The organism is Nocardia sp. CA-151230, assembly GCF_050942175.1.
In the GTDB taxonomy this organism is placed as follows: domain Bacteria; phylum Actinomycetota; class Actinomycetes; order Mycobacteriales; family Mycobacteriaceae; genus Nocardia.
This window is the reverse complement of the sequence record NZ_CP192061.1, coordinates 1413039-1439124: the sequence shown is the minus strand read 5'-3', so window position 1 is coordinate 1439124 and position 26086 is coordinate 1413039. Positions and strand designations below refer to the sequence as shown.

Here is a 26086-nt window from a genome sequence, read left to right as displayed (position 1 = left end):
AAAGTTCTGGTGACGTCCTTCACCAGAATGTGAACGCACCCAGGAGGCACGCAATGACGCGTTCCGAGTTGCCCGATCCGGTGATCTTCCGGGAGTTCCCGTTCAATATCGGGGTCAAGATCCTCGCCCCCGGAGACATCCGCCCGACCCCCGAGCAGCAAGCCGCTTACCGCAGGTTCACCAAGATGGGCGACCCACTGGCCGATGCCGTGGTCGAGATGTTCCGGCGGCTGCCCACCGGGCAGGGCCGAGCCATGTTCGAGACAGCCCTGGAACGCGGCATCGACGCGGTGCCGGAGGCACCCGCCGAGCTGAAAGCCTTTTTCGCGCACCTCGATTCGGTGCCGTTCTGGCTCGACCAGGACAAGATGGACCGGGCCGCGCGGGTCAGCGGCCGGGTCGGGCCGTGGGCGACCAACCTGGCCCTGTCCATGTTCTCGCTCAATGGCGGCTACCTCGCCTCCCGGGCGGGCAAGGTACTGGTCGGCACCGGCGGACTGTCGGCCGAGACCATGGCGCCCCGCCGGGTCGTCGAAACCGCGACCTGGTGGATCGACGTGACCGCGCCGGGCGGACTGGAGCGCTTCGCGCCGGGATTCAAGAACACCGTGCGGGTGCGCATCATGCACGCCCAGGTGCGGGCGGGCATGAACCGGCGGCCGGACTGGGATTACGAGCAGTGGGATCAGCCGCTCAACCAGTCCCTGACCGCGGGCACGCTGATGTTGTTCTCGCTGGCCACGATTGCCGGGTGCAATGCCGTCGGGCTTCGGTTCTCGAAGAAGGAGAAGGCGGCCGTCTATCACCTGTGGCGGTATGTCGGCCACGTGATCGGGCTCGATCCCGAGATCCTGCCCGCCGACGAGACCGACACCTGGCGGCTGCTGTGGCTGCAGGCCGACTACGAATTCCTGCCCGACGAGGACTCCCGGCGGCTGTCCAAGGCATTGGTGTCCGCACTCGGCCCGGTCTACGGGTTCGACGGGCCCGGCCTGCGTTCCCGCGCGCTCCGCTGGGCCTTCACCATGTACTCGGTCTCCTACAGCCGAATCCTGCTGGGCAAGACCAACTCCGACTTCCTGGAGATGCCTTGCAGCCGCGTCTTCCTGGCGGCGGTGCTGGCCACGGCTGCCGTCAACGGCGTGCTCGAGGTGCCGCGCCGGATCATTCCGGGCGCGACCCGGCTGAGCGAGCGGCTGGGCCGCCGCGCCACCCAGCGCATGATGCGGCGGGCCGCCCTCGTGAACAATCCGGACCGCACCTACGCCCGCCACGATCGGCTGGCCGAAACCCGCGCGGCCTGAACTTCTTACCGACGAGTAACCTATGCCGGGTAACCCCTTGATGAAGGAATCTGGTCAATGAGCCTGCCGCCCATCCTGTCCGAGCGCCTGCGCCTGCCCGCGGTCGCCTCTCCCATGTTCATCGTGTCCGGGCCCGAGCTGGTGATCGCCCAGTCCAAGGCGGGCATCGTGGGTTCGTTCCCGTCGCTGAACGCGCGGCCGCAGTCGCTCTTCAAGGAGTGGCTGGTGCGGATCAACGAGGAGCTCGCCAAGCACGACGCCGACAATCCGGAGCAACCGTCGGCGCCGTACGCGGTGAACCTGATCGTGCACAAGAGCAATGACAGGCTGGAGGAGGACCTGGCCACGGTCGTCGAGCACCGGGTGCCGATCGTCATCACTTCGCTGGGCGCGCGGCCCGATGTCAACGAGGCCGTGCACTCCTACGGCGGCATCGTGCTGCACGACATCATCAACAATGTGTTCGCGCACAAGGCCGTCGAGCGCGGCGCGGACGGCCTCATCGCGGTGGCGGCGGGCGCGGGCGGGCACGCCGGACCCCAGTCCCCCTTCGCGCTGACCCAGGAGATCCGGTCCTGGTTCGACGGCCCGCTGCTGCTGTCGGGGTCCATCGCACACGGCCGGTCCATCCTGGCCGCGCAGGCCGCGGGCGCGGACCTGGCCTACATCGGCTCGGCCTTCATCGCCACCGACGAGGCCAATGCGGTGCCCGGCTACAAGCAGATGATCGTCGACTCCGGCGCGGGCGACATCGTCTACTCCAACCTGTTCACCGGCGTCCACGGCAACTACCTGCGCGGCAGTATCACCGCCGCCGGCATGGACCCCGACAACCTGGGCAAGTCCGACCCGTCCGCCATGGATTTCGGTACCGGCGAATCCGACTCCACCACGCCCGGAGCCAAGCCCTGGAAGGACATCTGGGGCTCGGGCCAGGGCATCGGCACGGTCGACGCCGTGCGCCCGGCGGCCGACCTGGTCGAACGCCTCATCCGCGAATACGACGAGGCCAAGGCCCGCCTGCTGGCGCTCTGACCGCACCCGCTCCGCCGCCGCGAAAGGGCGGGCGCACCCGCGCCCGCCCTTTTCCCGTTGCAGCTCAACGACTTTCCCGACAAGGCCGAGCCTCGAGGCGCGGCATCGACCGAAGGCAACATGGCGAAAGCCGGGACCGCGGGGCGACTCGGCGGCCGCCGCCCCGCGGGGCTTCCGGACCCTCTCGCGATCCGGAGTCGGGGGATCAGTTGTCCGCGTGTGTCTTCACACCTTCGTTGAAGCCGACCAGCGGGAGCCGCAGGGCGGCCGGGGCGGTGAGCGGGACAACCGGGTTACGTGGCGGAATCGGGGGTATACGGCGGTAGGCCGCGCCGACCTCCGGGCGGGGGTCCGGCTCACCCTTGTTGGGCCACAGCGACAGTGCGCGTTCGGCCTGAGCGGTGATGGTGAGCGACGGGTTGACGCCGAGGTTGGCCGAGATGGTGGAGCCGTCCATGACGTGCAGGCCCGGGTGACCGTAGAGCCGGTGGTAGGCGTCGACGACGCCCGTGGCCGGCGAGTCCCCGATGGCGCAGCCGCCCAGGAAATGTCCGGTCATGGGGATCTTCAGAATGCTGGAGCTGGCGCCGATGGGAATGCCGTCGATGGCGTCCGCCACCCGGCGGGCGACCTCGTGCCCGGCGGGGACCCAGGTCGGATTGGGCTGGCCCTCACCCTGTTTGGTGGTCATGCGACGGCCGAACAGCCCACGCTTGGTGTAGGTGGTGATGGAGTTGTCCGCCGACTGCATGACCAGCAGACCGATGGTGCGCTCGGACCAGTGTCGCGAATTGTGCACCCGGACCGCGTCGCGAGGCCGACGGCGGGCCGCTCGCAACCAGAGCCGCCAGCGTGGGGTGTCGCCCTCGTCGTCGACCATGAGGGTGCTCATCACGCCGAAGGCATTGCTGCCCTTGCCATAGCGGACCGGCTCCACATGGGTGTCGTGGTCGGGGTGGATCGAGGACGTGATCGCCACGCCCCTGGTGTAATCCGCGTGCTCGTCACGGCTGCGCACGCCGAGCAATTCCTCGGAATTGGTGCGTGACAGATAGCCGAGCCGGTCGGAGATTCCGGTGAGCGAGCCCCTGTCCCGCAGCCGGTGCAGCAGCCGCTGGGTTCCGAGCGAGGCGGCGGCGAAGATCACGTGCTCGGCGGTGAATTCGCGACGATGCTTCCGGACCACGCGCCCGGTTACGACGGTCTCCACCGCGTAGCCGCCGCCGCTCAGCGGTCGCACATCGGTGACCGTGGTGAGCGGATGCACTGCGGCACCGGCCTTTTCGGCCAGGTACAGGTAGTTCTTGACCAGCGTGTTCTTGGCATTGTGCCGGCAGCCCGTCATGCATTCACCGCAGTGGGTGCAGGTGCGCCGGTCCGGCCCTGCGCCGCCGAAGAACGGGTCCGGCACGTCCTCGCCGGGGCGGCGGCCGGGCCCGCCGAAGAAGACGCCGACCGGGGTGGGCTGGTAGGTGTCGCCGATTCCCATACCCTCGGCCACATCTCGCAGCACGCGATCCGCCGGGGTCGTCGCCGGATTGGCAGTCACGCCCAGCATGCGCTTGGCCTGGTCGTAGTGCGGGGCGAGCTCGTCCTTCCAGTCCGTGATGTGACCCCACTGCCGGTCCGCGTAGAACTTGTCCGGCGGCTCGTAGAGGGTGTTGGCATAGACCAGCGAGCCGCCGCCGACACCCGCACCCGCCATCACGAACGTGTCGTTCAGCAGCGCCAGCCGCTGAATTCCGAAGCAGCCCAGGGCCGGGGCCCACAGGTACTGCCGCAGCCGCCACGAGGTCTTCGCGAACTCGTGGTCCTCGAAGCGGCGGCCCGCCTCCAGCACGCCGACGCGGTAGCCCTTCTCGGTCAGCCGCAGGGCGCTCACGCTGCCGCCGAAACCGGAACCGATGACGAGGACGTCGTAGTCGAATCGCATTGCTACTCCTGGGATTCTGTGTCGGCGACCGGGGTGAGCCGGAAGTCGGCGGGGTGCAGGCGGCGGGTCGCGCGGCGGTATCCGGTGACGGTGCCCGGCCAGTTGTTGGTGATGCGCCCGGCGGCATTGCGGTACCAGCTGGTGCAGAAGTTCCACACCGAACGATCCAGCCGCCCTTGGATATCCGCGTCGTAGGCGGCCTCGACCTCGGGAAGAACCTCCAGCACCTCGCCGGGGCGGCGGTTCAGCAGTTCGACGGCCTGGCGGATGTAGCGGGTCTGCGACTCGATGATGTGCACGATCGAACCCGCGCCCAGATTGGTGTTGGGCCCGTACAGCAGGAACAGATTCGGGAATCCGGGGACGGTGATCCCCTTGAAAGCCCGGGCTCCACCGGCCCATTCGTCGTGCAGTTTGCGGCCCCTGCGGCCGGTGACGCTCATCGGCCACAGGAATTCGGTGCCCTTGAACCCGGTGCCGTAGATGATCACATCCGCCTCGTGCAGCGTGCCGTCGGCGGTGCGCACTCCGGTCGGGGTGATCTCGGCGATGCCGCCGGTCTCCACATGCACATTGGGCCGGGTGAGCGCCGGGAAGTAGTCGTTGGAGAACAGCCCGCGCTTGCACCCGGGCGGAGCGTCGGGCGTCAGCTTGGCCCGCAGCACCGGATCCGGCACCTGCCGCTCCAGATGCCGGGAACTGATCCGGCTGACGATCGGGCGAATGGCCGGAATGTCGACGATGCTCAGCGAGACCGTCTCGCACAGCGCCCACCAGGCCAGCCGCTCCGCGAGCAGGACCGGCGGCATCCGGTCGAACAGGGCCTGCCGGACCGGGCCGTAATCGGTGTCGGGTTTGGGCAGGATCCAGGTGGCCGAGCGCTGGAACACCGTGAGCGCCGCCACCTCGGGCTGGATGGCGGGCACGAATTGGACTGCGCTGGCACCGGTTCCGATCACGGCCACCCGCTTGCCGCGCAGGTCCACGTCGTGATCCCACTCCGCCGAGTGGAAGGCGGCGCCGGTGAAGGTCTCGATGCCGGGCAGGTCCGGCACCGCCGGGCGGGAGAGCTGGCCGACCGCCGAGACCACGATGCCGGCGCGCAGCTCGTCGCCGTCGGCCAGCCACACCGTCCACGTGCCGGTCGCATCGTCGAATTCGGCCGCTGTGACATCGGATCCGAAGCGGATCCGGCCGAGCAGCCCGTACTTCTCGGCCAGCCCGCGCAGGTACCGCTGGATCTCCGCCTGCGGCGCGCACCGCTTGGACCAGGACGGATTCGGCTCGAACGAGTACGAGTACAGCGGGGAGGGCACATCGCACTCCGCGCCCGGATAGGTGTTCTCGCGCCACACCCCGCCGACATCGCCGCCGCGCTCGAGGATGACGAAGTCGTCGATCCCGGCGCGCGTCAGCTCGAGTGCCATGCCGAGGCCGCCGAAGCCGGTGCCGATGATGACGATCGACGGGCTGGTGGTCATGCGTCCCTCTCCTCACCTCGATGTGCTCGAGTCCGACGCTACGACCTGCGCATATCCCGTCACGAAAGAGCGACGGCCACAAAATCAACACTTTCGGCCATAATCGGTCCATGAGTACGGTCGAGGAGCCGGAGGTCCGGACCTGGAACTTCCCGCGCGGCACGGCCAGCGTCGCGGTCATGACCGAATTCGCCGGCGAGCACGGCGTCCCGGCAGCACGGATGCTGGCGGACACCGGCCTCACCGAACGACAGCTCACCGACGCCGAGACGCAGATCCCCGCCGAGACCGAACTGGCCGTGGTGCGCACCCTGGTCCGCGAGCTCGGCGACATCCCCGCCCTCGGCGTCGAGGTGGGCCTGCGCTACCGGATCAGCACCTTCGGCATCTTCGGCTATGCCTGTGTCACCAGTCCCACACTGCGCGAGGCGATTTCGCTGGCGCTGCGCTACTACCGGCTCGGATTCGCCTTCTGCACACCGATCGTGGAGTCGCACGCGCACGAGGTGGTGACCTGGATCCACCACGACACCGTGCCCGCCGACGTGCAGCGCTTCCTGGTCGAGCGGGACATCGTCGCCATGCACCGGGTGATGAGCGATCTGCTGGGCGCCCGCGTCGACTACACCCGCGCCGAATTCGGCTATCCGGGAACCGATGCCGGGCAGCGATTGGAATCGCTGTTCGGCGTGCGACCGCGATTCGACTGCACGCATACCGTTTTCGGCATCGACCCCGACCTGCTGGCCCGGCCGCTCCCCCAGGCCAACCAGCCCACCTGGGCCCTGTGCGTGGCCCAGTGCCGCGACCTGCTGCACCGCCGCAGCGCCCGCACCGGCATCGCCGCCGAGGTCCGCGACCGGCTGCTCCCCGGTTCCGGCGCAACGGGTTTCGCCGCCCCGCCCACCCTGGACGGGGTCGCTCACGACCTGAATGTCAGCGCCCGCACACTGCGCCGCCATCTCGAGGCGGCCGGCACCTCCTACCGCGCACTGCTCGACGAGGTGCGCCGCACCCTGGCCGAGGAGATGCTGACCGCGACGCCACTGTCGGTGGACGACATCGCCATTCGGCTCGGGTACGCCGAGGCCACCCCGTTCATCCACGCGTTCAAACGCTGGACCGGCACCACACCGGCCGCCCATCGGCGCGCGCACCGCCGCGACTGAGGGGAAAACCGCGCGGCCGAGCTGGAATCAGGCCGATTCCAACGCTGTCCGAAATCCTCCGGGCACCCCATAGTGCAGACCTGCTGTACTGCGCTTTTTCGACCTGGAGGCCCCTGGTGAACAGTCCCAATGCCGCGCCGGAGACATCCGCCGCCCGGCCGTCGTTGCCGGACGCCCTCGGGCGTCTGGGTGCCGACTGGTGGTCGGTGATCGTGTCGGGCGTGGTGACCGTGCTCGCCGTGTTCGACGCGCTGCCGAAGATTCCGTGGTGACGCCGTGAGTGACACCGCCGTGAATTTCGGGAAGAACGCCGAAACCGGCTCCGGAGCAACCGACTTCGACGAACCCTCGGGTCCGCTGACCGTTGCCCGCCTGCTCGGCTACGTCCCCGGCATCCTGCTGCTCATCGCGGTCGGCGTACTCGGCAAGTACGCGCAGATCTGGTGGAACGCCGCCGCCAAGCATCAGCACTGGACCGTCCCCGATATCGAATACGTGCTGTGGGCCATCCTGATCGGCCTGCTCATCACCAATACCGTTGGCCTGCACCCGATCTTCCGGCCCGGTGTCGGCACCTACGAATTCTGGCTCAAGATCGGCATCGTGGCGCTCGGCTCTCGCTTCGTGCTCGGCGACGTGGCGAAGCTGGGCGGTACCAGTTTCATCCAGATCCTGGTCGACATGACCGTGTCGGGCGCGATCATCCTGGCGGTGGCGCGCTGGCTGGGCCTGTCCGGCAAGCTCGGATCACTGCTGGCCATCGGCACCGCCATCTGCGGAGTGTCGGCCATCATCGCGGGCAAGGGCGCGATCCGGGCCCGTAACTCCGATGTCGGCTATGCCATCGCGGCCATCCTCGCGCTGGGCGCGGTCGCGCTGTTCGCCCTGCCACCGCTGGGGCACGCCATCGGGCTCAGCGATCACGAGTTCGGGCTGTGGGCGGGTCTGGCCGTGGACAACACCGCCGAGACCACGGCCACCGGCTATCTGTTCTCCGATGAGGCAGGCAAGGTCGCGGTGCTGGTGAAGTCCACCCGCAATGCCCTGATCGGGTTCGTGGTGCTGGGCTTCGCGGCCTACTGGGCGGCGCGCGGCGAAGCCGCGGCCATCGCGCCCGGGCTGCGGGCGAAGGCGGTGTTCGTGTGGTCCAAGTTCCCGAAGTTCGTGCTGGGCTTCCTGGCCGTGTCGGCGGTGGCGACCTTCCACTGGCTGAGCAAGCAGCAGGTCACCAACCTGGCCAATGTGTCCCGCTGGGCGTTCCTGCTCACCTTCGCGGGCGTCGGGCTCAATACCAATATTCGCGAGCTGGCCCGCACGGGCTGGCGGCCGCTGGTGGTCGCCGTGGTCGGTCTGGTGACCGTCGCGGTGGTCTCACTCGGCCTGGTGCTGTTCACCTCGCGCGTCCTGCATTGGGGTGTCGCGGGCTGAGATTCACGAGAAAGGGCCGGGGTCCGTGGTGGATCCCGGCCCTTTGCCGATGATTACGCGCCGCGGCGCAGCAGCGGAGCGTCGGCCTGCTCGGTGAAACGCTCGGAGAGGAACCGCATGGCCGGTCCGGCGAAGGCCATTGCGCCGCCGATGTGTTCACGTCCCCGCATGGTGTGCATGGTGACGTCCGCGCCCAGCGCCTCCCAGTCCTCCGCGAGGCGCACGGCCTGCGGATACGGGATGACCTGCTCGCTGGTGCCACCGGCGACCAGAACCGGTGTGGCGGGCGCGATTCCGCCCAGCCGGTTCTCCAGCAGCCGGGCCTTGACCTCGGGCACGTCGAACGGGGGCCGGTGGCAGAAGGTCGAGACCTTCGTGGGCACAACCAGACCCGCACCGATCCCGAGCACGGCCGCGGCGGCGACATGGGTGCGGCGGAACAGCGCGGCCAGGGCGCGGCCCTGCGGCTTGAGGTGCTGCAGCACATTCAGTTCCGGATAGGCGGCCTCGATGCCCAGCACGCCGTAGAAGAGCAGGAAGGCGTAGGGGGTGCCGTCGAGGAACTTCACCATGTCGACCATGTCGGCCGGCGCCGAGCCGACCACGCCGCCGGTGAGCGGCAGGTCAGGGGCATAGTCGGGCTGCAACTGCAGTGCCCAGCCCGCGGCATTGCCGCCCTCGGAGTAGCCGTAGATGCCCAGCGGGCCATCGGGATCCAGGTCCGCCTCGGGCAGTCGGCGCGCGGCGCGCATGCTGTCCAGGACAGCCGGGCCCAGGGCGCGGCCCATGACGTACGGGTGCAGACCGGGATTGCCCAGGCCCGGATAGTCGGTGATGGCGAGCGCCCAGCCGCGGCGCAGGGCGGCGCGGAGGAAGACCGATTCGTACTCCAGCCCGAACCGCAGCTGCCAGGACGCGGCGGCGACCGTGCTCGCCAGGCCCTGTGTGCCGACCGCGTACCCGAGTAGCGGTCGCGAGCCGGGTCCGCGCCACGGCGTGTTCGGCACCAGCACGGTGCCGCTGACCTGCGCCGGAGCCCCGGTGGCGGTGGTCGAGGTGTAGTTGATGCGCCAGGCGCGAGCAGGCAGCGGAACCCCGGGCAGCATCCGTGCGGTCATCGGTTCGGCGGCCAGCAGCCTGCCGGGTTCGAACGCACCGGGATGTCCGGCACCGACCGCCGCCTCGTCGAAGCGGTTGGTGTTCGCAGTCATCGTTGCCTGCCCTTCTTGCACACACTCGCGTTATGCAGTTGTCGCACAACCGGACCCGAGGGGGCGGCGTCAGCTGTCCCGGACAGTCCAGTTGAACGGAACCATACCCACTATGAGAGATAGCGACACCTCTTGTCACAACAACTCCCATTCGGTGGGACGGCGCATAGGAGACAACGGCTCCGTGACCTCGAAATACTCCCGGCCCCAGCCATGTTGGCGCAGTTGTGACTATTCCCCGCATCCTGTTGATTTCGGGCAGCACTCGCGAGGGCTCGACGAACACCGCCGCGCTGCGGTCGATCGCTGCCGACGCCGGGTCCGATTTCGAGGCCGTTCGGTACCAGGGCCTGCTCGACCTGCCAGCTTTCATCCCCGGTGACGAGCCCGAGCCGCCCGTGGTCGAGGCCCTGCACCGGCAGCTCGCCGAGGTCGACGCGGTGCTGTTCTGCACCCCCGAATACGCGGGCATGATCCCCGGCAGCCTGAAGAACCTGCTCGAATGGACGGTCGGCAACGCCGATCTCAGCGACAAGCCGGTCGCCTATGTGAACGTCGCCTACGAGGGCCGAGGTGAGGCCGCCGTGACCACCCTGCGCACCGTGCTCGGCTACGTCGGAGCCGAGTTGGTCGAGGCGGCCTGCGGTCGCATCACCGTGCTCCAGAGCAGCATCGGACCAGATGGTCTGGTTGCTGATGCGGATGCCCGCACCCGTCTGAACGCCGCCGCCCGCACCCTGGCCGCGCACGCCGCCCACCCCGCCGAGCCGCTCACCTCGGTACAGCTCGAGAATTGACACATTCCCCCGACCCGAAACGCCGAGTGGCACAGCTCCGAGGTCTCTCGAAGATGTGCCACTCGCCGAGGAGCCCGGTCAGTCGGTCTCGTCCGGGAATGCCTGCTGACGCTGGCCGCCGCGGAGGGTGCCCTCCAGATAGGCCGCCTTGCAGGCGCGGCGGGCGATCTTGCCGCTGGAAGTGCGCGGAATCGATCCCGCGGGAACCAGCAGCAGGTCCCGCACGGTGACGCCGTGGCGCTTGGCGATGGCCGCCCGCACGATCTCGGTGATCGGCTCCGGGTCGAGCTTGGCCGCGCCGGTACCGCGTTCGGCCACGATGACCAGCTGCTCGGCGGCGGAGGCGGGCTCGCCGGTGTCGACCGTGACCACCTCGGCCGGGAGCTGATCCCCCGCGACGGAGAAGGCCGCCACGAAACCCGGGCGCAGGGCGGTGCTGGACTCCTGGGCGGAGTACTCCAGATCCTGCGGATAGTGGTTGCGGCCGTCCACGATCACCAGATCCTTGACACGGCCGGTGATGAAGAGCTCGCCGTCGTAGTACGCGCCGAAGTCGCCGGTACGCATCCAGTTCCCGTCCGCCGCCGCACCTTCCGCGTGGCTCGCGGGCTGCCGGGAGGTGAGCCTGTTCCGGAACGTGGCAAGGCTCTCCTCCGGACGGCCCCAGTAGCCGCGGCCCATGTTCGCACCGTGCAGCCAGATCTCGCCGACCTCGCCGTCGGCCTTCTCCGCGCCGGTGTCCGGGTCCACGATGGCCGCCCACTGGGACTTCGCCACGTAACCGCAGGACACCTGGGCCACAGCGTTTTCCGCGTACTCGTCGACCTCGACCATGCGCCCGGCATTGAGCCGCGTGCGGTCCACCCAGACCGTGCGGGCCTCGTCCTCGCGCTTGGTGGCGGACACGAACAGCGTGGCCTCGGCCATGCCGTAGCAGGGTTTGATGGCGGTCTTGGGCAGGCCGTACGGGGCGAAGGCGTCGTTGAACTTCTGCATCGAGGTCACCGACACCGGCTCGCTGCCATTGATCAGTCCGATGACATTGGACAGGTCCAATTCCTCACCGGCCTTGGGCAATCCGCGGACCGCGGCGTGCTCGAAGGCGAAATTCGGTGCGGCGGCGAAGATCTCGGCGCCGTCCTCCTGGGCGGCCAGCTCCCTGATCCAGCGGTAGGGCCGGCGCACGAAGGCGCTGGGCGACATGATGGTGATGTACTTGCCGCCGATGGTGGGGAGGATGACCGTCAGCAGCCCCATGTCGTGGAACAACGGCAACCAGGTGACGCCGCGGGCCTTCTCGGTGATGCCGATGGCATCGACCATCTGTAGCAGGTTGGTGCCGACAGCCCGGTGCGTGATCTCCACGCCGGCCGGAGTACGGGTGGAGCCGGAGGTGTACTGCAGGTAGGCCACATCGTCCATCTGCAGGTGCGGCCGCACCCAGCTCTCCCCCACGCCGTCCGGGATCGCCTCGACCGCGATGATGCGCGGACGCTGCGGTGCGGGTAGGTGTTTGAAGATCTCACGCACCCCGGCGGCGGCCGCACCGACCGTCATGATGGCCGCGGGCATGCAGTCCTCGAGCACGGCGTACAGCCGGTCGGTGTGACCCTGCTCGTCCGGATCGAACAGCGGTACCGCGATATTGCCCGCGTACACCGCGGCGTACATGGCCACGATGTAGTCGATTCCCTGTGGGGCCAGGATGGCGACCCGGTCGCCCGGCTGCGTGACCTGCTGCAGCCGGGCGGCTACGGCGCGCAGCCGGATGCCGAAGCGATTCCACGTGATGTCGTGGTACTCGCCGTCGCGTTCGCGTGAATAGTCGATATAGCGGTAGGCGAGCTCGTCCCCGTTGGCCGCAGCGTGCTTGTCGACCAGGTCGACCATGGTCTGGTTATCAGGGATCTTGATGTTGCCGTGCTCGTCCAGATAGTCATCGATGGTCTCGCCGATCATTCCCTATCCTTTTTCAACTCACAGTCGTCGGAACTGTGCAGTGACACCGAACAAAGATCGACACGAAAGCCCGAATGTAGCTGGGGGCTGGGGAACTCTAGCAGGTGCCGGAATCCCGCGTCACTGTCTACGGCCGATGGAGGTAACGCGTACGGCCAGGGCGATCAGTAGCGGCCGAAAGCGATGGCCACGTTGTGCCCGCCGAAGCCGAAGGAGTTGTTCAGGGCGTAGTCGTAGCGACCCGGCCGGGCCTGGCCTTTCACCACGTCGAGATCGATCTCGGGGTCCTGATTCTCCAGATTCAGTGTGGCGGGGACGATTCCGTCCCGCACGCTGAGGACGGTGATGACCGACTCCAGCGCGCCGACCGCGCCGATGGAATGCCCGAGGGCGGACTTCGGCGCGTACACCGCAGGGTGATTGCCGACGGCTTGCTTGATGGCTTTCGCCTCCGCAGTATCGCCGATCGGTGTGGCGGTCGCGTGCGCATTGATATGCGTGACATCGGATTTGGACAGGCCCGCGTACTCCATGGCGCGGGTCATGGCACGGGCCGCGCCGGTGCCCTCGGGGTCGGGGGCGACCAGGTGGAAGCCGTCGGAGGTGACGCCCGCACCCATGATGCGGGCGTGGATGGTGGCGCCGCGGGCCTTGGCGTGCTCCTCGGTCTCGATGACCATGAGCGCGCCCGCCTCACCGAAGACGAAACCGTCGCGGTCCATGTCGAACGGCCGCGAGGCGCCCTTGGGGTCGTGGTTGCGGGTGCTCATGGCGCGCATCATGGAGAACCCGGCGATGGGCAGCGCCTGGATGGAGCCCTCCACGCCGCCGGTGACCACCATGTCGGCGTCGCCCATGACGACCATGCGCCAGGCATTGGAGATCGCCTCGGAACCGGACGAACAAGCCGAAACGGGCGTGGACACACCGGCCCTCGCGCCCAGCTCGACACCGACGCAGGCGGCCGCGCCATTGGGCATCACGGCCTGCACGGTATGCGGGACCACCTTGCGGTAGCCGCCGTTGACCAGCTTGTCGCGGGCGGCCATGAGCACCTCCGCGCCGCCGAGACCGGTGCCGATGGAGACGCCGAGGCGATCCTGGTCCACCTCGGGGCTGCCGGCATTGACCCACACCTCACGGCACAGCGCCAGCGCCATCTGCTCGATGTAGCACAGGTTCCTGGCCTCGGCCCTGGTGAGCTGGCCGGTGGGCGAGACCTTGAGGTGACCACCGATGCGGACCGGTAAGCCGAAATCGTCCAGGAAGCCGTCCTCGAGGACGTCGATCCCGCTCTCGCCGTTGAGTAGTCCCTTCCACGTCGAGTCGACGTCTCCCGCGATCGAGGTGGTCGCCGCGAGCGCGGTGACCACGACACTGGGGTACTGCCTGCGATGGGGCGTCTGCATGTTCACTCTCCGTAGCAATGCTTCGGCGAACCAGCGTGCGATCCGCATGGCTGTCAAGGGCTGTTTGGAACTAGCGAGCAGGCCCGGCCGTGAACGCATCGGCGGGGTATTGAGCCAATATTCGGCGAACTGAGCTAGATTATCCGAGGCGGAGCCGACCAGTCTCATTAAGCGACACGCGGGCATCCCTTTTCAACTCCACGGATCCCCTCGCCGCAGCGGCGATCGCCGGATCTCCAGCGTTTCTCTCCTACATCATTCCCCCAGCGCCGAGCCATTCGAGGGAGGGCACAGGATCGTGGCCAGGAGTCTCACGCAGTTGGAACTGCTCATCGAGCTGGAGCCGATTGCCGAGCAGAACGTGAACCGTCACCTATCGATGGCCAAGGACTGGCACCCGCACGACTACGTGCCTTGGGATCTAGGTCGCAACTTCGCAGCTATGGAGGGTGTGGACTGGGAGCCCGAGCAGTCGAAGCTCAGCGAGGTCGCCAAGGCGGCCATGGTGACCAATCTCCTCACCGAGGACAATCTGCCCAGCTATCACAGGGAGATCGCCGAGAACTTCTCCCAGGACGGGGCTTGGGGTACCTGGGTGGGCCGCTGGACGGCCGAGGAGAACCGGCACGGCATCGTGATGCGCGACTATCTGGTGGTCACCCGGGGTGTGGATCCGGTGGCGTTGGAGCAGGCGCGAATGATTCACATGACCGACGGGTACAACCCCGCGCGTCTGATCAAGAAGTACTCGGACACCGAGTTCATCCACGCCGATGCCGGATTCATGCATTCTGTCGCTTATGTGACATTCCAGGAACTGGCGACCCGGGTGTCCCACCGCAATACCGGCAGGGTGTGCGACGACCCGGTCGCGGACCGCATGCTGCAGCGGATCGCCGCAGACGAGAACCTGCACATGCTCTTCTACCGCAACCTGTGCGCCGCGGCCCTGGACCTCTCGCCCGACCAGGCCATGGACGCCATCACCAATGTCGTGGTGAGCTTCCAGATGCCCGGCCTGGGCATGCCCAACTTCCGCCGCAACGGCGTGCTGATGGCCAAGCACGGCATCTACGATCTGCGCCAGCACCTCGACGAGGTGCTGGCCCCCAACCTCAAGAAGTGGAACATCTTCGAGCGCACCGACTTCGGCCCCGCCGGCGAACGGCGCCGCAACGAGCTCGGCGAATTCCTCGACAAGCTCCGCAAGGATGTGGTCCGCTTCGAGGAGCAGCGCGACCGCGCGCTCGCCCGCGAAGCCCAGCGCTCCGGCAAACCTCCGGTCCTCGTGGGCTGAATCATCCGGCGGCGCACGGTGGAGTGCGGGCCCGGCTCGCAAACTCCACCGTGTGCCGTTCGGGCTGACCGGTTTGCGCATTCCGGCAGCACTCCGTTTCGGGCGCGCGCGGCTCGTTTTTTCAGGCGCCGCGGGGAACGGGCGCTGCGGGGGCTCGGGTGGCGGACCCGGGGATCTCGGAGCTGATGGCGGTCTTGTCGATGCCGGCTGTGCGGTTGAGTGCTGCCCAGCCGGCGGGGGTGAATGCCATTGCGCGGGGTGTGGTTCCGGGCGTGCACCAGTGGTTGTCGAGCATGCGGCGCAGGATCAGTGCGCCGAGGCCGCCGGCCAGGTGGTAGCGGCGTTCGGACCAGTCGAGGCAGGCCTTGACCGGCGGGCGGCGGCCGAAATGGCGGAGATCGGTTGGGGTGATGGCCAATTCGTCGAGGAGGGGGTGCGAATGGTCGGCGGCGGTCCAGTGGCCGCCGATCACGTTCAGCAGGGCGGCGTCGTGCAGGGCGTCGAAGATCGCTACCCCGACGGCTCCGGCGAGATGGTCGTAGCAGGAGCGGGCGAGCCTCAGGTCGCGATTGGCACGAGCGCCACGTAGTGAACGGACCGGTTGGACCGGCGAGATCAGGGCCATGGATTCCAGGACCTGGACCACCTCGGGGAGTGCGATGCGGTAATAGCGGTGACGGCCCGTCTTCTCGACGGCCAGCCAGCCCTGATCGACCAGCTTGCCCAGGTGCTCGCTGGCGGTCGCGGGCGTGACGCCCGCCGCCCGGGCCAGTTCGCCGGCCGGCTGGGCGCGGCCGTCGGCCAGGACGGTGAGCATGCGGGCCCGGGCCGGGTCGGCCAGGAGGCGGGCGACGCCGGAGATGTCCACATCGCCGTCTCTGATCGGTTCCATGGGTCCAGTGTCCCGCCGCCATCCTTCGGCCTGCGCCGAACGGTCCGGGGGTTCGGTCAGAACAGGGTCATGGGGTCGGTGGGGATGGGGTCCGGCAGGGGTTCGAGGTCGGGGAGGTGGGCGCGGACGTCGGCGTGGAAACGGCGGGCGAGGGTGCGGGCCGAGGCATTGTCGGGGGTGTGGATGAACACGGTCGGGGAGCGGCCTTCGCGCAGCCAGGCGACGGTGGTATCGATCCAGGGCTGCCAGCCGGCGACGGTGGTGGCGATGTCGTCGCGGCCGTGATAACGCACGATGGGGTATTCGGTGAGGGCGCGGGCGCGGCGCGGGTTGTTGGGCTTCTTGGAGCGGGCCTCGTACTCGGCCGGGCTGACGGGCGGGCCGTCGAACAACACGGTCGTGTCGAACGGGATCCACTCCGCCCCCGCGGCCGTCAGCACCCGTTCGAGTTGGGCGGTGGCGCGCGGGTTTTCGAAGAAGGCGGGATGACGCACCTCGACGGCGCAGCGGTAGTGCGACGGCAGGCCGTCGAGCAGCTCGGTGAGAGCGGGCAGATCGGTGAAGGAGGCGGGCAACTGCACCCACAGCGAATGCAGGCGGCGGCCCAGCGGTTCGATGGCGTCCAGGAACGTCGCCATCTCGTCGTCGATGCCGGTGAGGCGGCGGTCGTGGGTGATGGTGCGGGGCAGTTTGATCACGAAGCGGAAGTCGGGGTCGGTTTGGCGGGCCCAGGATTCGACGGTGCGCCGCTGCGGAACCGCGTAGAAGGTGGTGTTGCCCTCCACCGCGTTGCACCAGGAGGAGTAGGTGCGCAGGCGTTCTGCCGGGGGTAGCGGCTTCTCCTGCCAGTCCGGGTGTGTCCACATTGCGCAACCGACGTAGAGCCGCATACCTGCCACGTTATGTCAACGACTTCCGTGTCGTCAGGACACCGGCTTGTTGGGCCGCAGCCAGCCGAAGGTAAGCTGCACGGCCCGCTTCCAGTTGTCGTACTCCTCGGCGCGCAGGTCCGCGTCCATGCGTGGCAGCCACTGCGCCGCGACGCGCCAATTGTGGCGCAGGCCCTCGAGATCCGGCCAGTAGCCGACCGCCAGGCCCGCCGCGTAGGCGGCGCCCAGCGACACCGTCTCGGCCACGATCGGACGCATGACCGGTATGTCGAGCACATCGGCGATGATCTGCATGAGCAGGTTGTCCGAGGTCATCCCCCCCGCCACCCGCAGCGCCCCGGCCTGCAGTCCCGAGTCGGCGTTCATGGCCTCCACCACGTCGCGCGTCTGCCAGGCCGTGGCCTCGAGCACCGCACGGGCGATGTGCCCCTTGGTGATATACGAGGTGAGACCGATGAGCAGCCCGCGCGCGTCACTGCGCCAGTGCGGCGCATACAGCCCCGAGAATGCGGGCACCAGATAGCAGCCGCCATTGTCTTCGACTGTGCCCGCGAGGGTTTCGATCTCCGGCGCACTGGCGATGAGCCCGATGTTGTCTCGCAGCCACTGCACCAGCGAGCCGGTCACCGCGATCGGCCCCTCCAGCGCATACACCGGTTCCGGCCCCACCTGGTACCCGATGGTGGTGAGCAGCCCGTGCTCGGACCGCACCAGCTCCCGCCCGGTGTTCATGAGCAGGAATCCGCCGGTGCCGTAGGTGCATTCGGTCTCGCCGGGCGCGAAACAGGTCTGCCCGAACAGCGCCGCGTGCTGATCGCCCAGCGCCGCCGCGATCCGCACCCCGGGCAGCACCCGCCGCGCCGTGCCGAATTCACCGGTCGAGGGCTGGATCCCGGGCAGCATGGCCTTGGGAATATCGAAGAACCGCAACAGTTCTCGGTCCCATTCCAGGGTGGACAGGTTCATCAGCAGCGTCCGACCGGCATTGGAGACATCGGTGACGTGCACCCCGTGATCGGCTCCCCCGGTGAGATTCCAGATGAGCCAGGTCTCCATGGTCCCGAACAGCACGTCCCCGCGCTCGGCCCGCTCCCGCAGCCCCGGCGTGCGATCCAGCAGCCACCGCAGCCGCGGCGCGGCGAAGTAGGTGGCCAGCGGCAGGCCGCACAGCTCCCGAATCCGTTCCGCCCCGGGCGATTCCCGCAGCCGCTCGACGAGTTCCTCGGTGCGCACGTCCTGCCACACGATGGCCCGCCCGATCGGCGCCCCGGTGTGCCGGTCCCACACCACCGTGGTCTCGCGCTGATTGGCGATCCCCACCGCTGCCACCTGCTCCAGCGTGATCCCCGAATCCCGCAGTGCCGCGGGCACGATGCGCTCCACATTGCGCCAGATCTCGAGCGCGTCCTGCTCCATCCACCCCGGCCGCGGATAGTGCTGCCGGTGCTCGCGCTGCGCCACCCCGGTCAGCCGAGCCCGCTGATCGAAGAGGATGGCCCGGGTGGAGGTGGTGCCCTGGTCGATGGCGAGCACATAGCGTTGCGTCATCCGAGCCTGCTCCTGTCCGGGAAAGTCATTGCGCGCCACCGAGATCCCGGGACACCGCGGCGGCGGCGTCGCGCACCTGGGCGATGGGCGCGGACCGGAACCGCAGCTGCCCGTCGCAGAGCCGGTCGACCGGCCCGGTGATGCCGATGGCACCGACCACCAAACCACCCCGGGAGCGAATCGGCGCGGCGACGCTCGCCTCATCGGAACGATATTCGCCGATATCCCCGGCCCAGCCGGTGCGCCGCACCTCGGCGATGGCCCGCCGCAGCTCCGCCGGATCGGTGAGGGTGCGGTGCGTGATCGCGGGTAGCCGGCCGTCGCGCGCCGCGTCGGCGAGCTCCCCGTCGTAGGCCAGCAGCACCTTGCCCAGAGCCGTTGCGTGCGGTGGCAATTCCTCTCCGACCGCCAGTTCCTGCTCGGTATTGTCGGGCCGGAAGACGTGGTGGATCACGATCACTTCCCCGTGCACCGGCGCCGCGATCCGCACCGATTCCCCACTGCGCGCGGCCAGCGCGTCGGCGCGGTTGATGGCACGGGAACGCAGTTCATTGGCGTCCAAGTGCCCCGAACCGAGATCCTGCAGCGCCGGACTCAGCAGATACTTGCCCGTCACGGGATCCTGATCGACGAATCCCACCCCTTGCAGCGTCCGCAGAATGCCGTGCGCGGTCGGCTTGGCCAGCCCCAGCGCCGCGGCGATCTCCCCCACTCCCATACGCCCGGACCCGCGCGCGAGTAGTCGCAGCATGGCCGCGGCGCGCTCGATCGACTGAATCGGACCCGGCATGCCCGTAACCTACCAGCTAACCGTTCGGCATTGTCGAACGCGTCCTCTGCCATAAGCACGTTCCACTTCGTAACGTGTAGCCAGGGAGGCAAGTACCGGTCTCACCAGGGGAAACGGACTCAATGACGAGCTTTCCGGAAGGACCGTGATGACGCAGTATGTCGGAGCCATCGATCAAGGCACGACCTCCACGCGATTCATGGTGTTCGACCACGGCGGCAATGTGGTTGCCCGCCATCAACTCGAACACGAGCAGATTCTCCCGCAGGCCGGCTGGGTGGAACACAACCCGGACGAGATCTGGGAGCGCACCCGCACCGTCATCAAGAGCGCCCTGGCCGGAGCCGGTCTCACCGCGAGCGACCTGGCCGCCGTCGGCGTCACCAATCAGCGCGAGACCACCATCGTGTGGAACCGCCACACCGGACGCCCCTACTACAACGCCATCGTCTGGCAGGACACCCGCACCGACCGCATCGTGGGCGAGGTGGACAAGGCCGGCCACGGCGATCTCATTCGCGAACGCGCCGGACTGCCGCCTGCGCCGTACTTCTCCGGCGGCAAACTGAAGTGGATCCTCGACAATGTCCCCGGCGTGCGCGCGGACGCGGAGAACGGCGACGCCCTCTTCGGCACCTCCGACAGCTGGATCATCTGGAACCTCACCGGCGGCATCCACGGCGGTGTGCACGTCACGGACCCGACCAATGCGTCGCGCACCATGCTCATGGACCTCGAAACCCTGGACTGGGACGACGAATTGCTCGCCGTGTTCGGGATGCCGCGCGCCATGCTGCCGCGCATCGCGCCCTCGTCGAATCCCGAGGGCTTCGGCACCACCTACCCCGACGGGCCGTTCAAGGGCGCGGTACGGATCGCGGGCGTGCTCGGCGACCAGCAGGCCGCCACCGTCGGCCAGGTCTGCTTCCGGCCGGGCGAGGCCAAGAACACCTACGGCACAGGGAATTTCCTGATGCTGAACACCGGCACCGAGATCGTGCACTCCAAGCACGGCCTGCTGACCACGGTCGCCTACCAGTTCGGCGACGACAAGCCGGTGTACGCGCTGGAGGGCTCGATCGCCGTCACCGGCTCGGCCGTGCAGTGGCTGCGCGACCAGCTGGGCATCATCTCGGGCGCGGAAAGGGTTGAGGCCCTTGCCCGTCAGGTACCGGACAATGGCGGCGTCTACTTCGTGCCCGCCTTCTCGGGGCTGTTCGCGCCGTACTGGCGCGCGGATGCCCGCGGGGTGATCGTGGGCCTGTCCCGCTTCAGCAACAACGCCCACATCGCCAGGGCCACACTGGAATCCATCTGCTACCAGACCCGCGATGTGGTCGAGGCCATGCAGCAGGACTCCGGGGTGCGGCTCGACACCCTGCGGGTCGACGGCGGTGTCACCACCAATGAACTCGCCATGCAGATACAGGCCGACTTCCTCGGGGTGCCGGTATCCCGGCCGGTGGTCGCCGAGACCACCGCGCTCGGCGCCGCCTACGCCGCCGGTCTCGCGGTCGGATTCTGGCGTAGTACAGACGAACTCGTCGCCAACTGGCACGAGGACAGGAACTGGCAGCCCACCATGACCGAGGAGCGGCGACAGCGCGGCTATACGCGCTGGGTCAAGGCCGTCTCGCGCACCCTCGACTGGGTCGACCTCGACGACGAGGACTGACCGGTGCCCCACACACTTCGAAACACCGATAACAAGGAGTATTTCGTGTCCGCACAACTGGATCCCGCCTACCGCGCCCGGGCGATTGATTCGCTCGGCGACACCGAAATCGACGTTCTCGTGATCGGTGGTGGAGTGACCGGAGCGGGCGCCGCCCTCGACGCCGCCTCTCGCGGCCTGTCCGTCACCCTGGTCGAGGCGCGCGACTTCGCCGCAGGTACTTCCAGCCGGTCCTCCAAGCTCATCCACGGCGGCCTGCGCTACCTGGAACAGTACGACTTCGCCCTGGTCCGTGAGGCTTTGAAGGAGCGCGGCCTGCTGCTCAACAAGCTGGCCCCGCACCTGGTGCACCCGGTCTCGTTCCTGTTCCCGCTGCAGAAGCACTACGAGCGCTTCTACATCGGCGCCGGCATCGCCCTCTACGACACCATGGGCGGCGCGCGCTCGGTGCCCATGCACCGCCACCTGAGCCGCTCCGGCGCACTGGAATTGGCCCCGGCGCTCCGGGAAGACGCCATGACCGGCGCCATCCGCTACTACGACGCCCAGGTCGACGACGCCCGGCACACCATGATGATCGCCCGCACCGCGGTCCAGCACGGCGCGACCGTGCTGACCCGCACCCGGGTCACCGGGCTGCTGCGCGATGGCGAGAAGGTCGTGGGCGCGAAGGTCGTGGATCTGGAAACCGGTCTGGAGCACAGCATCCGGGCCAAGACCGTGATCTCGGCGACCGGGGTGTGGACCGACGACATGATCAAGATGACCGGCGTCGACTTCCCGTTCCACGTGCGCATGTCCAAGGGCGTGCACATCATGGTTCCGCGCGAGAAGCTGGAGCTGAACACCGGAATCGCCATGAAGACCGAGAAGTCCGTGCTGTTCGTCATCCCGTGGGCCGAGCACTGGATCATCGGCACCACCGACACCGACTGGTCGCTGGACAAGAACCACCCGACCGCCACCGCCGCCGATGTGCAGTACATCCTCGACCACGTCAATTCGCTACTGCGCGAACCGCTCACGCGCGCCGACATCGTCGGCACCTACGCGGGCCTGCGGCCGCTCATGACCGGCGCGTCGAAGGAGACCTCCAAGCTGTCGCGCGAGCACGCGGTGGCCGAACCGGCCCCGGGCCTGTTCGTCATCGCGGGCGGCAAGTACACCACCTACCGGGTGATGGCCGCCGACGTGGTGGACGCCGCCGCCGAGCGCCTCGGCAGCGATGTCGCGCCGTCGGTGACCGCGAACCTGCCCATCCTGGGCGCGGTCGGCTACCAGGACATGGTCGACACCATCGCCGATGTGGCGGCGCGGGCCGGGCTGCCGGTCGAGACCGTGGCGCATCTGCTGGGCCGTTACGGCTCACTGACCGCGGAGATCGTCGATCTCATCGCCTCGGTTCCCGAACTCGGCCAACCGATTCCGGGTGCCGAGGACTACCTGGCCGCCGAGGCCGTCTACGCCGCCACCCACGAGGGCGCGCTGCACCTGGACGACCTGCTCACCCGCCGCACCCGCATCTCCATCGAGGTGCCCGACCGCGGCCTGCGGGCGGCGCCGGAGATCGCCCGCCTCATCGCCCCGCACCTGGGCTGGGACGACGAGCGCACCAATGCCGAGATCAACCGCTACTTCGACCGCGTACACGCCGAATTGGCGGCCAACGAGGAGAAGGACGACGAGTCGGCCAACGCGGCCCGCATGATCGCCGTCGGCTGACGATAACCCCGAGCGTTCCGGCGCCGCGCGAGTATTCTCGCGCGGCGCCGGATCACAATCCGATGCTGGGCATCTCCCCGAGGGTCGCTCCGAGGCTCAGGAAGTGCTCGGCGGCGACCTCGACGAAAATCGCACGGCCGGTGGCGATCACGGTGTCGCCATCGGTCAGCGTGGTGTCGATGAAGAGTTTGCGGCCCTCCCGGGCCGCGAGCACCGCGGTGACCACGAATTCGCGGTGCAGGCGGGCCGGGGCACAGTAGGTGACGTCGAGTTTGACGGTGACGGCGGGCTGACGCAGGGGGACCAGGATCGCACCGCAGGCGTCGTCCAGGGCCGCGGCCACGATGCCGCCGTGGGCAACGCCGGGCGCACCCTGGTGCCGTTCGTCCATGGTGAAGGTGCCGCGCACGGTATCGCCCAGTCGCCCGAAGGCGATCTGCGGGGAGGCCGGATTGGCGGGGCCACAGCCGAAGCAGCCGGGGTGATGCGGCGGGAAGGGCCCGTCGGCGACGAGGTCGCCCAGGGGTAGCGGCGCGGCGTCGCGATTGTGGTCCATGCCCAGAAGTTAACGCACATTCAGTACCGGATCGCAACCACCCCGCAGTCGACATGCCGCACTACCCCGCCGGCGCCGGCGGCCTTCCCACACCATCGGCCATGGCCACATGACGGTCACCGCCCGGCAGTGACCGGAACCGTGCCGTAGCCCGGACGGCAGCGCCGCGCCGGATCGATTCCGGCGCGGCGCTTTTCGTGTGCGACAGTGCTAGTGCTTGGTGGGGGACGCCTTGCCGCCCGACGCCTTCGCGCTGTGCTTGCCGTGGCCATTTCCGCCGGCGTGCTTGGCATCCGATTTGTCGGACTTGGCCTTGCCGCCCTTGCCGACGGTCATGACCGATTCCTCGGTGATCTCGGCGTCGGTCTTCTTCCCACCGGTGTGGTGGATCGCCTCGATCTGCAGACCGCTGCCGTCGGCATCGATGCGCACCGTGTCGCCGGGCGCCAGCGCGCCCTCGAGCAGCTTCTTCGACAGCGCGTTGTCCAGCTGCTTCTGCACGGTCCGGCGCAGCGGCCGGGCGCCGAACTCGGGCTGATATCCGTTGTCCGCCAGCCAGTCCATGGCCCGATCCGAAACATCCAGGTCGATGTCCTGGGCGTGCAGCCGCCGCTTGGTGCCGTCGAGCACCAGGCCGACGATATTGCGCAGCTGCGACTTGTCGAGCCGGTGGAAGATGATCTGCTCGTCGAGCCGGTTGAGGAACTCGGGCCGGAACTGCCTGCGCAGCCGCTCCTCCAGCTGCGGCGTGATCGAGTCCAGGTCGCCTTCCTTCGCGGACAGGATCAGATCGGAGCCGATATTGCTGGTGAGAATCACGATGGTGTTCTTGAAATCCACCGTGCGGCCCTTGGAGTCGGTGACCCGGCCGTCGTCGAGCAGCTGCAGCAGCACATTGAACACGTCCGGATGCGCCTTCTCGACCTCGTCGAACAGGATCACCGAGTACGGCTGCCGGCGCACCTTGTCGGTGAGCTGTGCGGCGTCGTCGTAGCCCACGTATCCGGGCGGCGCGCCCACCAGCCGCGAGACGGTGTGCTTCTCCTGGAACTCGCTCATATCGAAGCGGATGAGCCGGTCCTCGTCACCGAAGACGGCCTCCGCCAGGGCTTTCGCGAGTTCGGTCTTGCCGACACCGGTGGGTCCCAGGAACAGGAACGAGCCGATGGGCCGGTTGGGGTCCTTGAGCCCGGCGCGGGCGCGCCGCACCGCCTCGGCCACCGCGACGATGGCCTCGTCCTGGCCGATCACCCGCCGGTGCAGATCCTGTTCCAGCTTCAGCAGTTTCGCGCGTTCCTCGGTGGTGAGGTCGGCGACCGGGATGCCGGTCTGCCGCGACACCACCTCGGCGATATCGGTGATCTCGACCGTCGGGATCTCGGTGCGGTCCACCTCGTCGGCGGTCTTCTTCTCCAGCTTCGAGATCTCGGCCTTGATCTTGTTGGCCCGCTCGTAGTCCTCGCCGGCGACCGCCGCGTCCTTCTCCCGATTCAGGTGCGCCAGTTTCTCTTCCAGCTCGCGCACCTTGGGATCCGGTGTGCGCGTACGCAATCGGACGCGCGCACCCGCCTGGTCCACCAGGTCGATGGCCTTGTCCGGCATGAAGCGGTCGGTGATGTAGCGATCGGACAACTCGGCCGCGGCGATCAGCGCCTCGTCCAGGTAGCGCACCTGGTGGTGCTCCTCGTACACATCGGAGAGCCCGCGCAGGATCTCGATGGTGTCGGCCACCGACGGCTCGGACACCATGACCGGCTGAAAGCGGCGTTCCAGGGCCGCGTCCTTCTCGATGTATTTGCGGTACTCGTCGATGGTGGTGGCGCCGATGGCGTGCAGTTCGCCGCGGGCCAGGGCGGGCTTGAGCATATTGCCCGCGTCCATGGAGCCCTCGCCACCGCCGCCGGCGCCCACGATGGTGTGCAGCTCGTCGATGAAGACCACGAGTTCGTCGGAGTGCGCGCGCACCTCGTCGAGCACCTTGGTGAGGCGCTCCTCGAATTCGCCGCGATACTTGCTGCCCGCCACCATCGAGCTCACGTCCAGCGCGATGACACGGCGGTCGGTCAGGGTGGCGGGCACGTCGCCATTGACGATGCGCTGGGCCAGCCCCTCCACGATGGCGGTCTTGCCGACGCCCGGATCACCGATGAGCACCGGATTGTTCTTGCGCCGCCGCGACAGGATCTCCACGGTCTGCTCGATCTCCTCGGCCCGGCCGACCACCGGATCGACCTGGCCGGCCCGGGCCTCCGCGGTGAGGTCGCGGCCGTACTCGTCGAGGGTCGGGGTGTCGGAGGGCTCCTTGGCGGTCTGGGCGGCGGGCATCTTCGCGCCCGCGAGGGCCTGGGCGGCCGGGCTGTCGTGCACGCTCGCGATGCCGAGCAGAATGTGCTCGGGCCCGATGTAGCTGCTGCCCGCCTCGGCGGCGCTGCGCTGCGAATTGCGCAGGGCCAGCTTGGCGCCCGGGCTCAGGGCCAGGGCGTGGTCGGCGCCGTGCGCACCGACGCCACTGCCCGCGGCGGTCTGCATCTGCTTGCGCAGTTGTCCGGGTTCCCTGCCGATTTCGGCGATGATGCTCTGGGACGGCTCGGTGGCGGCGGCCGCGTAGAGCAGGTGCTCGGGGGTGATCTCGGCGCTGCCCCAGTCGTGGGCGGCCTGCCGGGCGGAGTCCACGACCTGTTTGGCACTCTCGCTCAGCAAACGGCTCAGGTCGATACGCTGCACCGGCGGCTGGCGGGACATTCCGGATCCGAAGAATCGGTTGAAGATATCGTCGAAGGAGTCGAAGGAACCCATCGAACTGGGCCAACCCTGGGTCATGGTCACCTCGTGGCTTCGGGTGACGCTCGGAAGGACTCGGGTTCGCAACGAGCCTGCCGACGCGTCAGCTAACGGATGGCGAACTCGGGGTCCACAGTAGTAGCCTCGGCGCGGACGGCAAATGGCCGTAACGACTTTGTTTTGGATCGGTTCGGCCCTCGCCCCGTCGT

Annotated in this window: 19 protein-coding genes and 1 pseudogene; 9 read left to right on the top strand and 11 right to left on the bottom strand. The window is 68.3% G+C overall.

Annotated elements, in window-relative coordinates; genetic code table 11:
• The first annotated feature begins 53 nt into the window (after window positions 1-53).
• Both ACQP1O_RS06340 and ACQP1O_RS06335 read left to right on the top strand, forming a co-directional pair.
• Window positions 54-1304 carry an oxygenase MpaB family protein gene (locus ACQP1O_RS06340; protein WP_433564931.1) on the top strand — a complete coding sequence of 417 codons (1251 nt, stop codon included), beginning with the start codon at window positions 54-56 and terminating at the stop codon, window positions 1302-1304.
• A 57-nt stretch (window positions 1305-1361) separates the two neighbouring features.
• On the top strand, window positions 1362-2339 hold the full coding sequence (locus ACQP1O_RS06335) for an NAD(P)H-dependent flavin oxidoreductase (protein WP_433564930.1): 978 nt from the start codon (window positions 1362-1364) through the stop codon (window positions 2337-2339).
• Between the two features lie 205 nt (window positions 2340-2544).
• Here ACQP1O_RS06335 and ACQP1O_RS06330 read toward each other — a convergent pair whose 3' ends face one another.
• Both ACQP1O_RS06330 and ACQP1O_RS06325 read right to left on the bottom strand, forming a co-directional pair.
• Window positions 2545-4272: a GMC oxidoreductase gene (locus ACQP1O_RS06330; RefSeq protein WP_433564929.1), complete on the bottom strand. Its 1728-nt coding sequence runs from the start codon at window positions 4270-4272 to the stop codon at window positions 2545-2547.
• 2 nt (window positions 4273-4274) lie between these two features.
• Window positions 4275-5753, bottom strand: coding sequence for a flavin-containing monooxygenase (locus ACQP1O_RS06325; RefSeq protein ID WP_433564928.1), 1479 nt, complete (start codon window positions 5751-5753; stop codon window positions 4275-4277).
• A 110-nt stretch (window positions 5754-5863) separates the two neighbouring features.
• Between ACQP1O_RS06325 and ACQP1O_RS06320 the strand changes: the two genes are divergently transcribed.
• The 3 genes and pseudogenes from ACQP1O_RS06320 to ACQP1O_RS06310 all read left to right on the top strand — a co-directional run.
• Complete coding sequence (locus tag ACQP1O_RS06320; protein WP_433564927.1) at window positions 5864-6922, top strand: AraC family transcriptional regulator; 1059 nt, start codon at window positions 5864-5866, stop codon at window positions 6920-6922.
• Window positions 6923-7038: 116 nt separating this feature from the next.
• Entirely contained in the window at window positions 7039-7194 is a 156-nt protein-coding gene (locus ACQP1O_RS06315; protein ID WP_433564926.1) for a hypothetical protein, read from the top strand.
• Window positions 7195-7288: 94 nt separating this feature from the next.
• Window positions 7289-8350 (top strand): annotated as a pseudogene (locus tag ACQP1O_RS06310) (YeiH family protein); the annotation flags it as partial.
• Window positions 8351-8403: 53 nt separating this feature from the next.
• On the opposite strand, the gene ACQP1O_RS06305 reads toward ACQP1O_RS06310, so the two are convergent.
• Entirely contained in the window at window positions 8404-9561 is a 1158-nt protein-coding gene (locus tag ACQP1O_RS06305) for a lipase family protein (protein WP_433564925.1), read from the bottom strand.
• 227 nt (window positions 9562-9788) lie between these two features.
• Here ACQP1O_RS06305 and ACQP1O_RS06300 point away from each other — a divergent pair, with 227 nt between their 5' ends.
• Window positions 9789-10358 carry an NADPH-dependent FMN reductase gene (locus ACQP1O_RS06300; protein WP_433564924.1) on the top strand — a complete coding sequence of 190 codons (570 nt, stop codon included), beginning with the start codon at window positions 9789-9791 and terminating at the stop codon, window positions 10356-10358.
• A gap of 78 nt (window positions 10359-10436) precedes the next feature.
• On the opposite strand, the gene fadD32 is transcribed toward ACQP1O_RS06300, so the two are convergent.
• Together fadD32 and ACQP1O_RS06290 are read right to left on the bottom strand one after the other, a co-directional pair.
• On the bottom strand, window positions 10437-12317 hold the full coding sequence (gene fadD32 / locus ACQP1O_RS06295; protein ID WP_433564923.1) for a long-chain-fatty-acid--AMP ligase FadD32: 1881 nt from the start codon (window positions 12315-12317) through the stop codon (window positions 10437-10439).
• A 164-nt stretch (window positions 12318-12481) separates the two neighbouring features.
• Window positions 12482-13726 carry a KasA/KasB family beta-ketoacyl-ACP synthase gene (locus ACQP1O_RS06290; protein ID WP_433564922.1) on the bottom strand — a complete coding sequence of 415 codons (1245 nt, stop codon included), beginning with the start codon at window positions 13724-13726 and terminating at the stop codon, window positions 12482-12484.
• Window positions 13727-14024: 298 nt separating this feature from the next.
• Between ACQP1O_RS06290 and ACQP1O_RS06285 the strand changes: the two genes are divergently transcribed.
• Complete coding sequence (locus tag ACQP1O_RS06285; protein ID WP_433564921.1) at window positions 14025-15023, top strand: acyl-ACP desaturase; 999 nt, start codon at window positions 14025-14027, stop codon at window positions 15021-15023.
• 121 nt (window positions 15024-15144) lie between these two features.
• Here the strand turns inward: ACQP1O_RS06285 and ACQP1O_RS06280 are convergent, their stop codons facing one another.
• The 4 genes from ACQP1O_RS06280 to ACQP1O_RS06265 are packed head-to-tail and all read right to left on the bottom strand — an operon-like array spanning window position 15145 to window position 19143.
• Window positions 15145-15915, bottom strand: a complete 771-nt coding sequence (locus tag ACQP1O_RS06280; protein WP_433564920.1) for an ArsR/SmtB family transcription factor — start codon at window positions 15913-15915, stop codon at window positions 15145-15147.
• Window positions 15916-15971: 56 nt separating this feature from the next.
• Window positions 15972-16805 carry a DUF72 domain-containing protein gene (locus tag ACQP1O_RS06275; protein ID WP_433564919.1) on the bottom strand — a complete coding sequence of 278 codons (834 nt, stop codon included), beginning with the start codon at window positions 16803-16805 and terminating at the stop codon, window positions 15972-15974.
• Between the two features lie 33 nt (window positions 16806-16838).
• The gene (gene glpK, locus ACQP1O_RS06270) at window positions 16839-18353 is read right to left on the bottom strand and encodes a glycerol kinase GlpK (protein ID WP_433564918.1); all 1515 of its coding nucleotides are present in this window, start codon (window positions 18351-18353) and stop codon (window positions 16839-16841) included.
• Window positions 18354-18378: 25 nt separating this feature from the next.
• Window positions 18379-19143, bottom strand: a complete 765-nt coding sequence (locus ACQP1O_RS06265; RefSeq protein WP_433564917.1) for an IclR family transcriptional regulator — start codon at window positions 19141-19143, stop codon at window positions 18379-18381.
• A gap of 148 nt (window positions 19144-19291) precedes the next feature.
• Between ACQP1O_RS06265 and glpK (ACQP1O_RS06260) the strand changes: the two genes are divergently transcribed.
• Window positions 19292-20818 carry a glycerol kinase GlpK gene (gene glpK, locus ACQP1O_RS06260; RefSeq protein WP_433564916.1) on the top strand — a complete coding sequence of 509 codons (1527 nt, stop codon included), beginning with the start codon at window positions 19292-19294 and terminating at the stop codon, window positions 20816-20818.
• Between the two features lie 45 nt (window positions 20819-20863).
• On the top strand, window positions 20864-22540 hold the full coding sequence (gene glpD, locus ACQP1O_RS06255) for a glycerol-3-phosphate dehydrogenase (protein WP_433564915.1): 1677 nt from the start codon (window positions 20864-20866) through the stop codon (window positions 22538-22540).
• Window positions 22541-22592: 52 nt separating this feature from the next.
• Here glpD and ACQP1O_RS06250 read toward each other — a convergent pair whose 3' ends face one another.
• Together ACQP1O_RS06250 and ACQP1O_RS06245 are read right to left on the bottom strand one after the other, a co-directional pair.
• On the bottom strand, window positions 22593-23096 hold the full coding sequence (locus ACQP1O_RS06250; protein ID WP_433564914.1) for a PaaI family thioesterase: 504 nt from the start codon (window positions 23094-23096) through the stop codon (window positions 22593-22595).
• Between the two features lie 210 nt (window positions 23097-23306).
• Window positions 23307-25916: an ATP-dependent Clp protease ATP-binding subunit gene (locus ACQP1O_RS06245; RefSeq protein ID WP_433564913.1), complete on the bottom strand. Its 2610-nt coding sequence runs from the start codon at window positions 25914-25916 to the stop codon at window positions 23307-23309.
• Between the last annotated feature and the right edge of the window lie 170 nt (window positions 25917-26086).

Bases quoted from the DNA above. Each gene is read 5' to 3' on its own strand.
- ACQP1O_RS06340 (WP_433564931.1), top strand. From the start codon at position 54: ATGACGCGTTCCGAGTTGCCCGATCCGGTGATCTTCCGGGAGTTCCCG.
- ACQP1O_RS06335 (WP_433564930.1), top strand. From the start codon at position 1,362: ATGAGCCTGCCGCCCATCCTGTCCGAGCGCCTGCGCCTGCCCGCGGTC.
- ACQP1O_RS06330 (WP_433564929.1), bottom strand. From the start codon at position 4,272: ATGCGATTCGACTACGACGTCCTCGTCATCGGTTCCGGTTTCGGCGGC.
- ACQP1O_RS06325 (WP_433564928.1), bottom strand. From the start codon at position 5,753: ATGACCACCAGCCCGTCGATCGTCATCATCGGCACCGGCTTCGGCGGC.
- ACQP1O_RS06320 (WP_433564927.1), top strand. From the start codon at position 5,864: ATGAGTACGGTCGAGGAGCCGGAGGTCCGGACCTGGAACTTCCCGCGC.
- ACQP1O_RS06305 (WP_433564925.1), bottom strand. From the start codon at position 9,561: ATGACTGCGAACACCAACCGCTTCGACGAGGCGGCGGTCGGTGCCGGA.
- fadD32 (WP_433564923.1), bottom strand. From the start codon at position 12,317: ATGATCGGCGAGACCATCGATGACTATCTGGACGAGCACGGCAACATC.
- ACQP1O_RS06290 (WP_433564922.1), bottom strand. From the start codon at position 13,726: ATGCAGACGCCCCATCGCAGGCAGTACCCCAGTGTCGTGGTCACCGCG.
- ACQP1O_RS06280 (WP_433564920.1), bottom strand. From the start codon at position 15,915: ATGGAACCGATCAGAGACGGCGATGTGGACATCTCCGGCGTCGCCCGC.
- ACQP1O_RS06275 (WP_433564919.1), bottom strand. From the start codon at position 16,805: ATGCGGCTCTACGTCGGTTGCGCAATGTGGACACACCCGGACTGGCAG.
- glpK (WP_433564918.1), bottom strand. From the start codon at position 18,353: ATGACGCAACGCTATGTGCTCGCCATCGACCAGGGCACCACCTCCACC.
- ACQP1O_RS06265 (WP_433564917.1), bottom strand. From the start codon at position 19,143: ATGCCGGGTCCGATTCAGTCGATCGAGCGCGCCGCGGCCATGCTGCGA.
- glpK (WP_433564916.1), top strand. From the start codon at position 19,292: ATGACGCAGTATGTCGGAGCCATCGATCAAGGCACGACCTCCACGCGA.
- ACQP1O_RS06250 (WP_433564914.1), bottom strand. From the start codon at position 23,096: ATGGACCACAATCGCGACGCCGCGCCGCTACCCCTGGGCGACCTCGTC.
- ACQP1O_RS06245 (WP_433564913.1), bottom strand. From the start codon at position 25,916: ATGACCCAGGGTTGGCCCAGTTCGATGGGTTCCTTCGACTCCTTCGAC.